Consider the following 19573-nt stretch of genomic DNA (forward strand, 5'->3'; position numbering starts at 1 on the left):
GGACAGGAATCTGTGAAATCAGTAAAACCTGTCCATCAAAGTGATTTATTTTACAGGAAAAAGCAAATCCAAAAAACTATCCAGCATAGTATATTTTGTGAGAGTAGGGATTAGGTGAAATTCTGACATACTGCAAAATCCACTAGAATTCACACATGACTATAGGTCCGCTAACTTTTCCCACCATATACCTAGGCAAAGAATAACCCCTTATGTACTTTGGATCATTTTGCCATTTCGTGCAGGGATATGTCTCTTAAGCTGGAATCCTTCCTTATATTCTATAATAAAAGGGGGAAGAGGTATGGGGTTTTCTATGCGTAAAGTTTCCGCATCACTCTTGACAGTTGCTTTAGCAGCTGGCTTGGCTATTCCATCTGGGTTCATGTCGACTGCCAACGAATATGCAGCTGCTGAAAGTACCATGGATTCAGAAGCTTTGCAGCAGGCGTTCGAGAAAGCGGCTGAGGAATTTAATGTTCCGCAAAGTGTTTTAATGGCAGTCGCCTACAATCAGTCTCGGTGGGATCATTACAAAGGGCATAGCGAGGTTGGCGGTTATGGGGTGATGAACCTTGTTCAGATTGATGGGGACGAGCTTGCTCACGGAAAGGGTGAGGATGTTGAAGCCCAAAGTGCGGATAATTCTGTCATCAACACACTAGACGAAGCCGCAATTCTAATAGGAGTTGACCCAGAAGCATTAAAGGATGATCCTGAACAAAATATTCGCGGCGGTGCAGCCTTACTTGCTGAATATGCACGGGAAACAGCGGGAGATATTCCAAGCGATCCTGCAGATTGGTATGGAGCCATCGTAAAATACAGCGGTTCAGAATTCGATTCGGTGGCAAAGGATTTTGCTGACGAGGTATATGCCACCATGCAAGAAGGTGCCGAAAGAACAACAATCACTGGTCAAAAAGTTAGTATGAAGGCTGAAGCAGTCACACCTAATAAATCGACAGCAGACTCCATCCCTCTACGCAATGCAAAATTCACTGGTACGGATTGTCCGAATGGACTAGAGTGCTCCTTCATCCCGGCTTTATACGAACAATTCTCCAGCAGCCCTACCAATTACGGTAACTACGATATTGCCAATCGTCCACACGATGGTCTCGACATCCGCTATATTATCATTCACGATATTGAAGGCAGCGCACAATCTGCGATTAACCATTTTAGAAATAGATCGTTTGTTAGCGCCCACTACATCCTAGATTCCGATACTGGAAAAATCACACAGATGGTTAGACCTGAAGATGTTCCTTGGCATGCGGGGAATTGGTACTTCAATATGCATTCCATCGGCTTTGAGCATGAAGGATTTGCCGCCAAGGGAACAGAATGGTACTCCGAACAAATGTATCGCTCCTCTGCAAAACTAGTAAAATACTTGGCGGAAAGATTTGATATTCCAATCGACAGACAGCATATTATCGGCCATGATGAAATTCCTGGATTGACTCCTGCCAGACAAGGACTGATGCATTGGGATCCAGGCGCCTATTGGGATTGGTCCCATTTCTTTAATCTCCTCGGCGAACCGATTAACCCGAGCAAAGGAGATAAGCATAGCGGTATTGTAACAATCAAACCAAATTACAACACAAATAAACCGTCCTTCACATACGCGAATCAATTACTGGAACCTCAATCTTCCAGTCTCATTCATTTATACACGGAACCGAGCTTCGAGGCCCCGCTAATTAGTGACCCTCATTTTCATAAAAGCGGAGGAAAAGGAACGACCAATCTTAATGATTGGGGCAACAAGGCAGCAATCGGGCAAAGCTATTATCAAGTAGATCAGCAAGGTGATTGGACGGCTATCGACTTTGGCGGACAAAAGGCTTGGTTCTATAATCCAAATAATAAATATACCGTTCCAGGCAACGGAATTCTCATTACTCCTAAAGAAGGGCTAGATTCCATTCCTGTCTATGGTGCCGCCTATCCAGAACAATCTGCCTATGATGGGACAGGGATAGCAGAATCGGCAAGGGGGATTGCAGATCCACTCTATCAAATTCCAAAAGGCCAATCCTATGTCGCAACTGGACCGATTCAATCAGATTACTACCATGCGAAAATCTTTAATGATCCTTCTACAAACCAAGTCGTAAAAGGTCAGGATGAATATTATCAAATCTACTTTAATCATCGTTTGGGATTTGTAAAGAAGAGTGATGTGGATGTAGTGAATTAATAGAAATAGAGGATGCCCCAGAGGAAAACTTTGGGGCATTTTTTATATTAAGTCAGTATATTGGAAAAAGTCGGTAACTCCTTCGTGTTTTATAGTAAAATATGACTATCACAAATGGAAGAGGGAAAATGGAAATGAAGAAGTCGCAGTTGCTATTATTCGTTTTATGTTTATTTTTAATCTTATCCCCTTTTGAATTAGGGAAAGTTTCAGCAAGTTCTCCTAAAAAAATCACCAAGATCGGCAAACCGATTACAAATAGCACAGCCATAACGGCTACATCCGGAAATGATGCCAATGGGAATGCCCTTATGTATATCGTTTTACAAGGGGAGCCAGCCCAGTTAGTTGTTTTTGATATTTTTACGAAAACGATGGTGGACCAAAAGCCTTTGGCGGGTTCGACAAGTGGCTGGGCCATTCAAACGGATGGGAAGGGTGAGGTTTGGATTGGAGGCACGCCTTCAAACAAACTTTATAAATATCAGCCCAATCAAAAAAAGCTGACGGATCTTGGGAAGGCAACGAGCGGCAGCACCTCGATTCATGATATTGAAGTTGATAAAAATGGGAATATCTATGGAAGCACCTCCTATGAGGGCGGGCTTTTCAAATACAACGGCGGAAAGTTCGAGAATCTGGGACAAGCATCAAAAGGAAAAACAATTGGGCGAAGTCTTGCATATGATCCTTCCACCGATACGATGTTTGTTGGCGTAGGGGCCAATGCCGATTTGATTGCCTGGAATTTAAAAACAAATACAAAGAAATCCATTTTGCCTGATTCATATAAGAAGAGCATCTCTTCTATTTATGATCTGGATCAAGCTGGGGGAGTGTTGTTTGCCAAGCTAGAGAAGCAGGATAAGATTCTCATGTTTGATGCCAAGTCACTGAAGTTCAAGGGTGAGCTAAAGGCGAAATCAAGAGGGGTTTCGAAACTGGCTCCGAACGGGAAGGATGTTTATTTTACTAATGATTTTCACCTGCAAAAGCTTGAGTTATCCACTGGAAAAATAACACCATCCAAAAGGGCCTTGCAGGGGACAGAGGCGGTTTCACTTGACTTTGTGAAGCAGGGAACGAAAATGTTTTTAACTGGATTGTTAGGAAATACCGGAACTTTCTTCACCTATGACTTGGGGAAGGAGGAACTAGTGGTGGATCGTTTTCCTCTTCCGGCTCTTGGGGTACCGATATATAATTTAGCCGCTGGTCCGGATGGCAATATTTATATTAGCAGCTATGTTTCGGAGAAAATGGGTGTATATCAGCCGGGTGCGGATTCCTTTTCAACCATCCAAAAGGTTGGTCAAGTGGAAGGTTTCGCAGCGGTGAATGGCCGATTTTATATGGGTGTCTATCCTGGCGGGAATATCAATGAGTTGATGATGTCTGGCACTCCTAAAGTACAGCCTTTAAAGACGATTGGCAACGGACAGGACCGGCCGGTTACGATGACAAGTGCACCGGGAACCTCCTATTTATACATCGGTACTCATCCTAGAAATGGTGAAGCGGGAGGCAGTTTAACCATTTATGATACGGGCAAAAATAGCCTGTCAGTAAGAAGAAATATAGTGAAGGATCAAAGTATTATTTCCCTAACTGCCCATCAAGGCTATGTATATGGGGGCACCTCCATTTTTAGCGGTAAAGATTTGGAGGGCAAGCAAAATGCGGTTTTCTTCCGATTAAAGAGCAAATCTCCTGGCGGAAAAATAGAAATTCTGCCACTAGGCATTAAGAAGCCCCGAATGATTCATGCTCTGACAGCAGATGACAAAGGGAGGGTATATGGATTATCAGATGGCAATTTCTTTGCTTATGATCCGCATAAGAAGAAAACGCAAACGGTTAATGTCGTCAAAAATACGAGCGGCCGTTTCCGAAATGGCACGCTGGTGATCGGAAATGATCAATATATTTACGGAACAGTGGAAAATACACTATTTAGAGTCCACCCAGGCACGTTTAAATTGGAAATCCTTCATAAAAATGGTGCAGAAAGACTAACAAAGGGACTGGACGGGGTCATTTATTTTACGAATAAGGATGAGTTGTGGAAAGTGGAATAAGTATTGAAGCTTGGTTAAAGCCTATCAGTCTAATATAGATTGGTAGGCTTTTATCGTATTTTTTAACGATAAAATGTAAGTTGGCTGACAAAGTGCCTAATTTGGCTGATAAACTATCAAAATTGGCTGATAAACCATCCAAATTGGCTGATAAAGTCCTTTTTAACATTATATAAGACTACTATTTCTGATGAAAGGCAACGGAAACGGCAAAATAGAAAAACCTATAAGTGGGGTTCTTACAACTCGTTAATCTACAATATTATTTTAAGTATGAGGGTATCTGCACTAGCGTTAACAGCAAATTATAATAAACTACTTGTAGTGAATTTTATTATTTCGAATTTACATTGAGAAGAAGGGATGATGCCTGGAGGGCAAGTCAGGCGTTTCAGAAGCCTATAAAGACTCTTTTGTTCACTTGATAGTGATATTAATTATGTGGAGTGGTTGTGATGTCGATACGGTATACATCTAATGGTTCTACAATTGTTATTAACACAATGTTTCCAGCCAATGGAACAAATGATTTAACACTTGACCTGCAAGAAGCATTTGATCATGTAACTGATGGTGGAACAATCATAATAGATCAAGGTATTTATAAAGTAAGCAAAAATGTGAATTTGACAGGTTACCCTAATAATGACCAACCATGCTTATTGTTAAGAAATAAAAAGAATGTTCGAATAGTTGGCTATGGAGCAAAACTATGGGTTGATCAGCATGCACAGGGTATTCTTGAAATCCAATTATCATCTAACATAATAGTTGAAGGATTGGAAATAGCAGGCTATGGACAATTTCCAGCAATTGACACAACTTCTGTTGGGTATACGGGATATGGAGAAAAAGGTACTGCTAATGGTGGATACTACACTTCTGGTTTTTGGGGGTATTATAAAAATAACAGCCTAGATACTTCAACAAGAAAAACTCACGCATCAATCAATAATGGACGACCATGGGGATTATTTGGAAATGGTGGATTTATTGGAAACGTCTCATATGGTATTTTAATTCATAATGGCTCTAAAAACATTAAACTTTATAATCTAGACGTTCATGGATTTAACTATGTTGGTATTGGTATAGGTCATAACGGCAACTTTGTTCCGAAAGACTTAAGATATAACGACTCTAAAGATATTCTTATTCAAAATTGCTATGTTCATGATAATTATGATGCCAACATACACGCTTTAGCGGTAGATGGAGTTCAAATCATGAATTGTATAAGTGAAAGAGCTGGACATCCTGATTCTCAAATCTCACATAGATTTATAGACCCGGGTTATGGTATTGCATTGAGAGGAACTAATTGGAGTGAGGCTAAAAATGTTATTGTCCAAGGTTCAATCTTTAGAGATAACAAAAGAAAAGGGATTGATAGTCATACTGGAATTGGAATGATATTTACAGACAATATTATTGAAAATTCTTATGCTTGTGGGATTTTTGCTAAATGGGGTCATGACCTACAACAAAGTCAAGATATTATTATTAAAGGAAACAAGATAACAAACTGTAGTGCTAATGGAACAGGTTTAGGAGCAATAATGGCTGGCGGGTATAGACCTGGTTATTCTCGTGAAAAAATTCAATTGAATGCTATTATTTCTGATAACTTAGTGAAAAATTGCGGAGCAACAGATTCTATTATTGATGTAGATGTATTTGATGGTTTGACGATTACTGGAAACCAAATTATTGGTGTTGATTCAAGAACGGTGGATACAAGTTTTTACGGTATTAGAGTTGGTTCTTCTACTTCTTCTCAAAAATCATATTCTTTAAATATTTCTAATAACACTATTGATGCTAAGGGTGCTACAGCATTGCAGCGTGGTATTCAAGTTTCAAATGTTGAAGATGGACAAGTGAATGGGAATATTATTAAATTAGAACATTCTAAATCAAACATTGGTCTATATTCTATTAACAACGGAATGGTGAATTTCATTGGTAATATCGTGAGAATGGGTTCTGCTGGTACTCCCATTGCAATTGCTCAAACTACCGGTTATAAAGCAGGTAATATATCTAGTGGTGGAAATATAGCAAATATTTTATAAAAGGGACTTTATCCCTTTATAAAAATATAGAAAAGCATATTTTACGAATAAGGATGAACGTGGAAAATTGAAAAAGTGTTGAAGGTAGATATAAGCCTATCAGTCTAATATGGATTGGTAGGCTTTTTTTGGCGATAAGATGAAAGCTGGCTAACAAATGACTATATTTGGCTGATAACCTACCAAAATTGGCTGACATATCACTAGAATTGGCGAAAAAGTATTAGATCTGTCATATAAACTACATTTTGTACCAATAATTGGCACAAGAATTTAAAATTCTAGTAAGGTAAGATGAATCTAATACATAGGATTTATTGGAGGAGTATATGTGAAACGCATCTTTGTTTTACTGTTAGCAATTACTTTGATTACACCTATTTTCCAAAGCCATTCTGCTTCAGCAGCAGACCCGTGTGCTCCTTATAAAGGCATGAAGAAGGTTTTTTGGGATGGAATCGAATTAAAAAAGGGACAAATTGGACGTCTACACACTGTGAAGAGTACGCCGCTGTTTTTTTACAATGGGGATAAGAAAATTATTAGTCACAACTTGAATCCGAAAGGAACGTTCCGGATTTATTCTTTTCGGCCGGGGACGCTAGGAGTTGGAGGCGGTTATTATGTTGATCGTGACAGCAGAGTTCGATATGAAACTCCGAGCAAAGCTAAGCTTCAAGCTCAAGCATGTGTATACCGCACACCGGCACCCCCTTTAACGGACTATGATCGGCTAAAAAAGGAGATTGTCAATTTAGAATTAGCAATCAAGAACAATGAGAGTCAAGCGCAAATAGAAGAGAAATCTAAACGCATTCAGACGATGCTGGACTCTATCAAGTATAAACCAAACACGGCTATTAAGCCGCTCTTAGATCGTTTGAAAACGTTGAGCAAAGGATATGTGACTCTCGCTGAGTGGGAAGTAGCACCGAAGAATTTCAACTTTGATAAAATGTTGGTAGATGAGAGCAGGGGATATTTATATGTAAGTGCTTATCAAAAGCTGTATGTTTTGTCAACAAAGGATTTAAGCATGATAAAGGAATTTTCCTATGATACAGGATGGGGAATGCAGCTATATAATGGGAAAGTCATACTAGGTGGGTATCCAATGCGGGCGGTTGACCCGGTAACGGAGAAATCAGAGTATCTTGAGGCATTGGACGGTACGCCGATTCAAGCCCAACGATTTATTATTAGTAATGATCATATTTACTATGCGCCTAAAAATGGAGCTACAGAGATTCATGATTTTGACATGAAATCGAGAACAGTTAAGGTCATCAGCAAAAAGGAGAATCCAGAAGACTACATATTTAATTCCAATATAAAACTATCTATTGATCCCATTAAAAAAATATTATATGTCAGCAATTCTCATGTGAAAGCCATTGATTTAAGTACATATAATATTCTTTCGGAGGATAATTATCGCCCAGGATTTTGGCCATCGTGGGATGCAAGTAATATTTGGGATAATGGAGAGCTTATTATTGATGGTTTCAAAATGAATCCAACGAATTTGAAGGATATTATCGGAAAGTATGTGGATGGCTTCGAACCTGTTAGTCTAGTAAAGTGGAAATATGCGATTGGCGGTTCGTTCATATATGACCGTGAATCCTTTGTCCCTTACCGCTCAATGCCAACCTCTCGATATGAAGAAGTATCGGTTGATTCTTCTATGAATTTATACGCTTACAATAGTGAAGAGGGGATGTTAAGGAAATTAAAATTAAACATTCTTCCGATTCATTTGCCAGCTTTTCAAAATGGGCTTAATAAGCAACTTCAATTTGAAAAGGCGATAACAGATTGGGAATATGATCAGAAAACTAATAAAATATATGCTTTGTCAATCAGTGATAATAAACTATTCTATATAAATGCAAGTACCATGAATGTTGAGAAAGAGATTTATATTGGTTCGAGGCCTTGGGAGCTTGTAGTGAATGGAGATTCCATTTATGTGTCATTAGAGGGTTCCCATCGTATTGCCGTAGCAAGTACAGACCCAACTAAGCCGATTTCGTATATATCTGTAACTGATAGACCAAGTGAAATAGAGGTAGGAAAAAACTATATCTATTATAGTCATAATAATTATTATGTTTCTGCCTATGATCGGCGAAATGGACAAACTGTTGAGGCGGCAAACATTTACAGGGCAAATTTAAAGCTTGACCAAAGCAGAAACGTTCTTTACATGCAAGATGATACTTCAGGTGGATCTATTTACGCATTCGATGCCGATACGTTTCAAGAAAAGAACAAATTGAATTTTGATACGTATCCAGGTGTTTTTGAAATGTTTGTTGACGGGAATTATTTATACACAGGAAGGAATCGGATAAATTTAGATTTGTCTAACCGTGTGAAGATTTTAGATGAGGTTATTTTATATGTTGGAAAAAATCATATTATTACGACTAATGGGTATTATGATAAAGCGACTCTAGCCAAGCAAAAGAAATTCACCTTAGAAATCCATTCAGCTGCGATGAATGCAAACAATGAAGTGTTTATTTTGGATAAAGATCAAACTAGGTTTATAAAATATAATAGTGTTAAAGAAATATGGTAATCTTCAAAGGCGGATGGATTTTTCCATTCGCCTTTTTGTCTGCTTTCAGCGTACTTTTTTCATTAATCAAACGTTTAATTAAAACTAATCAAACGTTTAATTAGATAGATTTATAGGCAGAAAATACTAATTTTACAAATGGTTTACCATAAATTAATAATAATAATATATAATACTATGGAAGTAGTAAAAACTAATAGGAGGTAAGCCATGCAAAGGTTGAAAAAGGGTTTTGCTGTATTAGTTTCATCGTTAGTAGTTTGGTCCGGGTTTGGAGGACAGTTTCTCGTTAACGCGGAAGGAACTGCGAGTGCGGACACAAAGAAAATTACGATTTTGCATACGAATGATTCACATGGCCGAGTAGTGGAGAGCAGCACTGATGGAATGGGGTTTGCAAAGATTTCCACGTTGGTTAAGCAATTCGAAAGTGAAAATCCGAATACGCTTTTATTAGATGCGGGAGATACCTTACACGGAACAACTTTTGCCACACTTAGTAAAGGGGAAAGCGTTGCGGAAGTGATGAACAAAGTTGGCTATGATGGCATGGCTGCGGGTAACCATGATTTTAACTATGGGTATGAGAGACTTCTAGAATTAGAAAAGAAAGTAGTTTTCCCAGTTTTAAGTGCGAACGTTCGTAAAGCGGATGGCTCATTGCTATTAAAGCCTTATGTTATTAAAGAAGTGGATGGCATAAAGCTAGGGATTTTTGGCTTATCCACTCCAGAAACACATTATAAAACTCACCCTAAGAATGTTGAGGGTTTAACTTTTACTGATCCGGTTGTTGAAGCTCAGGCAATGGTAAAAGAATTAAAAGGTCTAAATGTTGATATGATCGTTGCTGTGACACACTTAGGGATTGATGAGTCCAGTACTGATACATCTATTAAAGTAGCAAAAGGTGCACCTGGAATCGACTTGATTGTAGATGGTCACAGCCACTCTACTCTTGTAGAGGGATTGCAAGGTGAAAATGATACGTTAATTGTAAGCTCAGGTGAATATACGAAAAATCTTGGTGTTGTTGAGTTAACATTTGAAGGCAAGAAATTAACTGGCAAAAAAGCAAAATTAATCAAAAAAGAAGAAACAGCTGATGTAAAACCAGATCCAGAAGTGGAGAAGGTAATTAAAGATATTCAAGCAGCTCAAGAAGAAATTTTATCAGAAGTAATCGGAAAGACAGCAGTGAAGCTTGACGGCGAACGTGAACAAGTACGTACAGGCGGAACGAACCTCGGTAACCTGATTACAGATGCCATGGTCGATATGACCGGTGCAGAGGTAGCAATTATGAACGGCGGCGGTATCCGTGCATCCATCGATGAAGGAGATATTACGAAAGGTGAAGTCGTGACAGTATTGCCGTTCGGAAACTACATCGTTACGAAGAAGTTAACAGGAGCGCAACTTAAATCCAGTCTTGAAAATGCAGTCAATTCATATCCTGAATCTAAAGGTGCCTTCCCGCATATTAGCGGTCTGACATTTGCCATTGATACAGCACAAAAAGTGGGCGAGCGTATTCATTCTATGAAAATTAATGGGCAGCCTGTGGATATGAATAAACAATATTTAGTAGCAACGAATGATTTCATGGCTGCAGGCGGCGATGAGTATACTTCCTTTAAAGACAGCCCAATCGAAAATGAGTTCCCTGCTCTTGATGAAGCCCTAATTGCTTATATCCAAAAGCTTGGAACGGTTAACACGAAATATGAAGCCCGTATTGTGGCAAAGCCGGTTGAAAAAGAAGAACCAAAAGAAGAACCAAAAGAAGAAACAAAACCAGCTCCAAAAGTTTACTGGGATGGTCTATTAATGAAAAAAGGCCAAATTGGCCGTGTGATCATTGAAAAGCCTATCAATCTATGGAAAAAAGATGTAAACAACAAGCTTACTTTTGTTCGTGTCTTAAACCCAGGTGAAAAATATCGAGTATACAACTATGACAGCCAGAACTTCGGCCAGTACGGAGTTGGCGGCGGCCATTATGTAACGAAGATGGAAGGGTTTGTTAAATATGAAACACCTTCTAAGAAGAAATTGGCGGAATTGAATAAGTAAAGTTTAATAAAAAGCGGAGGCTGTAGTTGGCTCTCTGCTTTTTACTTTTTTTAAGGAGAAATGGAAAAACAAGATAAATAGTCTAAATTTACCCATTTTAATAAAACTCCAATTCCCTTTTACTGCTACTGTCAAAAGTGTAAGATAGTAACTATGAACTGAAAAAAAGTTTTTAAGGGAGAAAGTGATGAAAAAAGTTTATGTTTTGCTGTTTGTTTTACTGTTAAGCTTCGTCTCATATGCTCCGGTACAAGCTTCTGATGAAAAGGTATCTATTAGCGGCAGCTCCATTTTAACCGCGAAACAAATGGGTGATTTTGTCCTATTAAAGTATCCTGAACCTAAATTAACGACTGTTGATATTTATAGATTAGCAGATTTATATATATCTTTAGGTCGCCAAGAGGGGATTCGCGGGGATATTGCTTTTGCCCAAGCCATTCTGGAAACAGGCTATTTTCAATATGGGAAGGATGTTCTCCCTGAGCAGAATAACTACTCCGGGATTGGGGCCGTTGGGGGCGGTGCACAAGGGGCTTATTTCAACACGCCTGAGGAAGGGGTAAGAGCGCAGATTCAGCATTTGAAAGCCTATGCAAACAACGAACCTCTCGTTACAGAAAAAAACGATCCGCGTTTTGATTATGTAAAGCGGGGGATTGCTCCTTACTGGACAGATTTGAATAATCGCTGGGCCGTGCCGGGAGAATTTTACGGCGAGCGGATTCTTGCTATTTTTTCAGAGATGAAGAGTATTAACTTGGAAATTCCAAATGTAGGCAGTCAATGGACATCCAAGCTCCCAGCAGCTGCTGTCTATTTGAAAGCGGATATGCCCCTCATCAGTCCTGATGGATCAGTGGCCAAAATGCTGAAAAAAGGGTACTCATATAAAGTGTTTGGAACAATAGGAAACAACTATAATTTGGGCGGAAATTATTATATTCCCGCCAACAGCAGTAAAATGAGTGTCTATATTGGAAGATTGCATATAAAAAATAAAGATATTAATCTATACCGCCCAGATGGCAAAGTTCATCGAAAACTAATTCCAGGTGAGCTCATTAAAGTGTTTAGCTTTGATAACAATGCTTATTATGTGGGCGGCGGCTACTATATTCAAAGGAATGCAGGGGTTTCTTTTTATAAGGGAACGATTCAAATCACTGCCGATAGCCCGCTCTACGCTTCAAATGGAAGTGTAGCGAGAACGCTGAAAAAGGGTCAAGTATTTAGAGTCTATGCGATCCAAGATAACAAGCTGGATCTAGGCGGCGGTTACTATTTAAACTATGATAAGCAAAAACAATCTTATACGAATCATTAATTTATTGGAGACCACTGGGCTTTTGCCAGTGGTTTATTTTTTATTAAAAAATGGATTGGCTGATAAACCTCTGAAATTGGCTGATAAACCCCGGGAATTGGCTGACAACCTGCTCGATTTGGCTATAAACCTCACAAATAGGCTGACAACCCTCCCCAATTTGCTGCCAAATTAGTATAATAGGCCACAATCTCCCCATTCGACTAAATAAATCCTACAAAATGTACCAGAAGTAGTAGTTCTGTGATTATATACCCAATTATTTCAAACTATGGGGTTATTAGGGGAATTATTTCTGCTAGTAAGCTAGAATGATAGATAGATAAAATTTGGAGGTACGCCCATGGTTTATTACGTGCACCTATTGAAGGGACTTCTGGCCCCGAACACATTCTCCTATCAAATCATGAGGGCAGAGACGATAAGAGGGTTGTGGAAAAAGGCTATTTGGCTAACCGTGATAAGTATGATTCTGTTTACGCTTAGCGGTTATTTCGGTATCGGTATGGATTTCCTGACAAAAGAAATAACAGATTTAAGCAGGAAAGAATTTGAAACAGAGAAACTTTTTGTCATAGTTGGACGTCTAATATGGGGAATGATCTTTTCATTGCTAGTCCTTTTTGTATTTTCTGTGATTCTTTGGGCCATTCTCGATATGTCTTACAAGAAAATCGTCACCGTTCAGCTATTTGTACTATGTATTCTCCTATTGGAAAAAGGGATTTTACTGCCATTTAATATTTGGCTTGGCATAGGTCCAGAGGCCTCTCCATTCTCCCTTGGTGTCCTGGCAGCCTACCTAAAATCAAGCAGTATTTTAGTTTATTTCTTCTCCCATTTTTCGCTTTTTACTGTTTGGGTGATTTTTTTCCAATATAAGTCGTTAAAAGGTTTGAGTGAAAGAAGCCCGAAGACAGTTCTGCTCACGATCATTCTCGCTCATCTTATCATTTGGGTTGTGTCTGCCTTGTTATCCTATCTTGAGATTGAGAAGCTTATTTAAGGCGGGGGTGATCGGATGAAGAAACGGATCAAAATGATTTTAGCAGCGGGTGTTTTCCTATTAGTCGCGGGTAATTTGTTTTTAATAGTAAAAGATCATTCAAAAATCGAACGCTCTGCCTTTATTAAAAGCTATTCAATGGCAGTTGAAAAAGACATCAAGGAAACTCTGCATAAAAAAGGGATTGTGGCTCCTCTGGAAGACTATCATTATTATTATGATCAAAAAATGGGAGTATTTAAGCAGTTTTTTGTAAAGAAAGGAGAAACTGTTGAAGTTGGCACCCCGCTATACGAGTATATTTCTGCTGACTTAGAAGCGGATATAGCGAGGATAGAAGGGGAGAAAGCCAAAATAGAAAATCAAATCGAAGTATTAGATAGACATATAAGTGAGCTCCGCTATTACAAGGATTCCTTACATTTTGATGAGGAAGAAAAGGCTGTTGGGCTTTCCATTTTACATAGTGTCGAGCAGGATATTTATGAAAAAGAATTGCAGGCTGACCTGTTAAGACAGACAGCTGATAAGCATGAGCAGGAGCTGCAGGCCATTCAAGCGAATGAAGGGGAAATGACAGTTGTCAGTGAATTTGAAGGGATCATTAAAGAAATCAATGTGGGACTGCATAACCCGCTGATCACGATTAGTTCTGCTATCCCAACGATTGAAGGGCTATTAAATGAGGAAGAAAGGGTTAAGGTTGAAACGGGGATACCTGCCGTCATTTCTTCTAAACATATAAATGGTAAAGGGATGCTAACGAAAGCTGACAAATTACCAGATCACGTCAAATCAGAAAAGGAAAGTCTATACCCATTTTCTGTTCAGTTAGATGAAGAGATTCCTGACATACTTCAAGGATCCCATGTCGAAGTCACATTAATTACAAAAGAAGTAAATGGGGCAATCATGGTTCCGAAGAAAAGTATCATCAAACAGAAGAAGAAGTCCTTTGTCTGGGTTATTACATCAGGCGGAATCCTGGAAAAACGAGAAATCAATACTGGAATCGCATCCGGCGATAAACTACAGATCGAATCTGGGGTTGAAAAGGGAGAGCTCATCGTAAACAATCCTGCTTCAATACAACAAGGCGAAGGCCCCAAAATCATGACTCCTCTGAATCTATCAAACATAGAACGGTCTGAAATCGAGCAAATGAGAAAAAAGCATATTTTTAAACATATAGTAAAAGGGATTTTAATAAGATAGAGGTAGTTGTCGAATTTCATAAAAAGTTTGGTCATGGTAATTGTTGCTATTTTTTTACAGGTATAGGTACTATAGGGTTATAAAAGAGAAGGGGGATCATATGAAGAAATGGGTTAGGAATGCATTTACAATTACTGTTGGGCTTGGTTTGTTCTCTAGTAATCTAGGACCTTCGATGATAGCATCGGCGGAGTCTCCTAAACAATTACAGAATGTCTCGGCTATTCAAGTGAACAATCCTCAGCTGCAAAGCAAGCTCGACCAGTATAAAGAAAAGGCTTTGAGTGAAGATACATTCATTATTAAATATACGAAGCCTTTGACTCCTGCCGAGCATAGAATGGCAGGCGGAACACTTGTTACAAATATACCAGCCTTAAATTATGCCGTAGTAAAGGTAAAGAATAAAAAAGATTTGCAAAAGGTCATGCAAAAGTATAAAGGCCTAAACCATGTGAATTCAGTCAATCCAAGTGCGATGTACAAGCCTTTAAGTTTGCCCGATCCGAAAGTGAACGAGCAATATCACATTGGCTTGCTTAACTTAAATCAAGCACATAAGCTGGCTGGCAAGCATACGGTAACGGTTGCTGTCATTGACCAAGGGGTTGATACGCAGCATCCGGAATTAAAGGGGAAACTTCTCCCAAGTTATAATGCCGTGAACCCGATGAATCAAGGCTCACCTGATTACCATGGGACACATGTGACAGGGATTATTGCAGGCAATAAAGATAATGGAATTGGCGGCTTTGGGGTCAATCCAAATGTGAAAATTCTTCCTATTGACGTTTTTGATCGCAGCTGGGGCGCTTATGACTATTCGATTGCCCAAGGGATTTTGCATGCGGTAGAAAAGAACGTGAAAGTGATTAACATGAGCATAGGCGGACCAATGAAGTCACCATTAATTGAAGAAGCCATCAAAAAGGCTTTAGAGAAAAATATTACGATTGTCGCTGCTGCCGGCAATACAGGGGATACAATGGTTAGTTATCCTGCAGCATTCGAGGGAGTTATTAGTGTCGGTTCCGTCGATAAATCTAAAAAACTCTCAAGCTTTTCGAGTTATGGCCCGTCCGTAGATATTGTCGCACCTGGTGACGAAGTATACGCTCCTATCTATGAACCTGAGAAATTATCAAGCTTCCGTGAAATGAGCGGTACATCGATGGCCTCTCCGATGGTGGCTGGGGCAGCTTCACTGCTTTTATCAAAACATCCAAACTTAACACCATCACAGGTGGAATATATTTTAGAGCATACAGCACAGGATCTCGGTGACCCTGGATTTGATGTTAAATACGGAAATGGACTTGTCAATCCAGTCGCTGCTCTCAACTTTGATATTAAGAAGCTTCCTTCCTTTACGAGCAAGCCTTGGACTGATAAGGAAATTGAAGAAAATGCAGCCTCTGTAGATTTAGCCAAGACGAGTGAAGTCAAGGGAGCGATTACGAAGCCATTCGAAGAGAAGTGGTATTCGGCTGAAGTGAAAAAAGGAGATTACATCCAATTTTCATTAGAAGGGTCTAAACAATTTGATTACAAATTAATGCTTAACCTCCAATCTCAAGAGGGCAAAGATAAACTCGAAGTGAACCATGTGATGGACGGGAAGACTGAAGGGAAATTGTATAAAGTTCCTTATAGTGGAACCCTTTCATTCGGTGTGAAGGATGTGAATGGAAGCTATGATGATTCAAATAAACAGCAATCCAAATACACACTTTCCGTTAAAAAGCACCCAGTTCTTCCGGCGGATGAATCTACTTTCGATGAACCAATTAAAATCGAGCTTCCATACGATACAACAAAAGAAAAGTATACTTTAATTGGTGAAGAAGGGGACAATGATTATTTTAATTTTACTGTTGAGGAAGAGCAGGTTGTTAAAATTGACCTGTCAGGAATACCTGGAGTTGATACAAGTTTAAGTGTTTACGAGATTTTCAAGATGCCTCCGCCTGAAGAAGGAGGAATGGAAGTCGAATTCGAGCTCCCTGTTTTAAAGGAAGACGAGCGTGATCCGAACTTCTATGCCAATAATAAAGGGAAGAGCGAAGGCGAATCCTTATCGTTTTTGGCACAGCCAGGAATGGACTATTCAATCAAAGTCTCAAATAAAGAAAGCAATTACTTTGGGATTTTCGACTTTTTCTTTAACTGGGGAATGATTGAAGAAAAGCAAACCCCTGAATCATCAGCTATTCCGTACGAGCTGAAGGTACAAGGAAAAGTTCTTCCGCCAGACGAAGATTCATTGCCAATGATGCATGTCATGGATGAAGACAGCTCGATTGAGAAACAGAGAGAGCTTCTATTAATGGAACAGCCAGCAGAAGAATTTGACTATGTTCAGATGATTAAGGATGGTGCACAGCCTTATAATATCAACGATGAAGCGACAGGTTATTTGCAAACATTGGAGGATGAGGACTGGTTCAGCGTCACACCTGAGGAAAACGGAATTTACGAATTCTCTTTAGAGGAGAATAATGCAACTGTACCGATGTTTGGAATCTACCAAGTAAGAACAGAGAAAGATCGCGATGGAAAAGAATTCTCCTATATGGAGCAGATTACATCAAATGAATATTCCTTCTGGATGAATGGCCGCTTGGAAAGCCGTTTATTCGCTGGATTCAAAAAGAATGAAACCTACTATATTAAAGCAAATACAAACTACTATAATGGGGCCATTTCTTTTGATCCATATAAGTTTACTTCTAAGCTTACTGTGAAAAATCCTCAGGATAAATATGAGGATAATGACAAAATGGAAGAGGTTAAAAATCTCCCAGCAAATGTGATTGAAGGTAACTTCTCCATGCCATATGACCAGGATAATTTCTATTTTGAAAGCAAGCATGACGAAATTTATGGCATGACATTGGAAAGAAAGCAGGTTAGCGATCAGTTCAAGGCTCAATATCCGAAAGAGCTGATCAGTCCTTTCTATGGAATGTTTGTCGTTTACGAGGATACGAACAAAAACCGCAAGCTTGATGATGAAGAAATGAGAACGGGCCAGTACTTAGAAAAAGGAGCCATGTCCGGTAAGACCTTTGGTTCTTTCAAAACAGAAAAAGGCAAAAATTATATTTTCTCAGTATCTGCCTATTTCGAATGGCCAAATACCTTCTCGCTTCTCCCGTACGTGTTATCGATCAATCCTGTAAACAAAAATGACGAGGACAAAGGCTCTGTTGTTAAAAACAATATTCCATCTAAGCCGATTGCCCTCAAAACCGTTTCCGCTAAGCATCAGCAAGCGGTTGGCCATTTAAATGCAGGAATCCCTTACGGAGATGAAGACTGGTACGTACTCAAGCTAGATAAAGCGGCTAAAGGTAAAATTGAGCTTCAATCCGGTATAGAGATTGATGGCGTCATCTCTCTATATAAAGACGGAAAGCTCGTGGCCACAGCCGATTACTACCCAGAAGGGGATAACGAAGTTCTTAACTTTAACTTAACAAAAGGTACCTATCACATTAAGGTTCGTGACGTGAACGGCAATGCCACGTTAACTCCATATACTTTGAATGTTTATAAATAAGTAATCAGGGCCAGCTCATTTTGAATAGTGGGCTGGCTTTAATTTTTGTAGGGGCTGCTTGATAGATAGATGTGGGTTGACTGAAAGTTTAGTGGAGATGGTCGTGAAAATGTGAATTGGCTGATAAATTGGTGGAGTTGGTCGTCAAAATGTGAATTGGCTGACAAACTGAATAATTGGCTGATAAACGACTAAAAATGGCTGATAAACTACTAGAATTGCTGACAAACAGCATAAATGGTTGATAAATCACTAAAAATGGTCGATAAATTGCAAGAATTCACCGATAAACTAGCTTGAATTGTCAATTATCGTGTAATTTGCACGATTAACCAAGAATAGTGACAGAAAAGGTCCAAGATTTCACAAAAAATTAATGAGGTTAAACCAACAACAGCAAATTAGCACGCAAGTCACTGCCATTGGCATAAAATTTACAAGGTTTTACTAACAAATCCAAAAGGGCTATGATGCCGTCTTCATTTGAGCTAAAATAAGGCTAGTAGGGGGGATGTTTGTGAGAAGGCTTCTATTTGTTTTTGCCGCAATGATTCTATTTATTTCGATAAGCCCTGAGAAATCACAGGCTGCAACCGTATACTGGGATGGGGTGGAGTTAAAAAAAGGGCAAATTGGCCGTGTTACTGTAGTGAAGCCCATTAATCTATGGAAAAGAACGGAGAACGGCTTGCAATTTGAAAGAATTCTTCAGCAAGGGGAAGTCTACCGGGTTTATCGAATGGATGACCTTTATAGCGGCCAGTATGGAGTAGGCGGAGATTACTATATTACTAAAGTGTCTGATCATGTGATCTATGAAACCCCCTCAATATCAAAAAGAAAATTACTGGAATGCAATCAACAATGCTTAGTCGAAACGCTAATTGTTTTACCGCAGGATTCTTATGACTCAACTGCTGTTAATCAAATAAAAGGACGCCTGCAAGCTCTGCCTGAGTCTGTTTTAGTCCAGCTGCTTCAGCAAAATATTCGGATTCTGCTTGTGAATGGGCCTATAACAGAAACAAAAGAATATGCTTACTTAAAGGGAGTCATTCCACGAGGTTGGGAGAATTTGAATAAGACTTGGGATGATGTTCCTGGCATTGGAGGAAATAAAACGGTTGTCGTTAGAGTTGGATATAGTGAAAAAGGGAATGGACATGGCTCTGTTAATCTTGAGTTACATGAACTAGCCCACACCATAGATAATATACTAAAAAATCATTTATCCTCTTCAGCCGAATTCAGTGCCATTTGGAATTTAGAAAAGAAAAGGCTATTCCCAAATGAAGAATATTTCACTCTATATCCAGAAGAGTATTTCGCAGAATGCTTTGCCATGTATTATCGTGACAAAGATGAAAGAAAAAGACTGCAGACTCTTGCACCGAAAACCTATAAACTTATAGAAAATATTAAATAGTATGCTCCC

At 39.2% G+C, this 19573-nt stretch carries 10 protein-coding genes and 1 pseudogene; all 11 read left to right on the top strand.

Annotation, left to right across the window (positions count from 1 at the left end; genetic code table 11):
• Positions 1-304 precede the first annotated feature (304 nt).
• Positions 305-2212, top strand: a complete 1908-nt coding sequence (locus V7149_RS04675; protein ID WP_335344490.1) for an N-acetylmuramoyl-L-alanine amidase — start codon at positions 305-307, stop codon at positions 2210-2212.
• Positions 2213-2346: 134 nt separating this feature from the next.
• Entirely contained in the window at positions 2347-4290 is a 1944-nt protein-coding gene (locus V7149_RS04680; RefSeq protein ID WP_335344491.1) for a WD40 repeat domain-containing protein, read from the top strand.
• A 455-nt stretch (positions 4291-4745) separates the two neighbouring features.
• Complete coding sequence (locus V7149_RS04685) at positions 4746-6365, top strand: right-handed parallel beta-helix repeat-containing protein (RefSeq protein WP_335344492.1); 1620 nt, start codon at positions 4746-4748, stop codon at positions 6363-6365.
• A gap of 331 nt (positions 6366-6696) precedes the next feature.
• Positions 6697-8952, top strand: a complete 2256-nt coding sequence (locus V7149_RS04690) for a YncE family protein (protein WP_335344493.1) — start codon at positions 6697-6699, stop codon at positions 8950-8952.
• A gap of 210 nt (positions 8953-9162) precedes the next feature.
• Entirely contained in the window at positions 9163-11028 is a 1866-nt protein-coding gene (locus V7149_RS04695) for a bifunctional metallophosphatase/5'-nucleotidase (protein ID WP_335344494.1), read from the top strand.
• 187 nt (positions 11029-11215) lie between these two features.
• The gene (locus tag V7149_RS04700; RefSeq protein WP_335344495.1) at positions 11216-12355 is read left to right on the top strand and encodes a glucosaminidase domain-containing protein; all 1140 of its coding nucleotides are present in this window, start codon (positions 11216-11218) and stop codon (positions 12353-12355) included.
• A gap of 343 nt (positions 12356-12698) precedes the next feature.
• Positions 12699-13361: a hypothetical protein gene (locus V7149_RS04705; protein WP_335344496.1), complete on the top strand. Its 663-nt coding sequence runs from the start codon at positions 12699-12701 to the stop codon at positions 13359-13361.
• Positions 13362-13376: 15 nt separating this feature from the next.
• Positions 13377-14576, top strand: coding sequence for an efflux RND transporter periplasmic adaptor subunit (locus tag V7149_RS04710; RefSeq protein ID WP_335344497.1), 1200 nt, complete (start codon positions 13377-13379; stop codon positions 14574-14576).
• Positions 14577-14676: 100 nt separating this feature from the next.
• Positions 14677-18138, top strand: coding sequence for a S8 family peptidase (locus V7149_RS04715; protein WP_335344498.1), 3462 nt, complete (start codon positions 14677-14679; stop codon positions 18136-18138).
• A gap of 571 nt (positions 18139-18709) precedes the next feature.
• Positions 18710-18988 (top strand): annotated as a pseudogene (locus V7149_RS04720) (bifunctional 2',3'-cyclic-nucleotide 2'-phosphodiesterase/3'-nucleotidase); the annotation flags it as partial.
• On the top strand, positions 18986-19564 hold the full coding sequence (locus V7149_RS04725) for an anthrax toxin lethal factor-related metalloendopeptidase (protein WP_335344521.1): 579 nt from the start codon (positions 18986-18988) through the stop codon (positions 19562-19564). The pseudogene V7149_RS04720 and the gene V7149_RS04725, both read left to right, overlap by 3 nt.
• Positions 19565-19573: the final 9 nt, after the last annotated feature.

The sequence above is a fragment of the Bacillus sp. JJ1503 genome, from assembly GCF_036965125.1.
Classification (GTDB): domain Bacteria; phylum Bacillota; class Bacilli; order Bacillales; family Cytobacillaceae; genus Cytobacillus.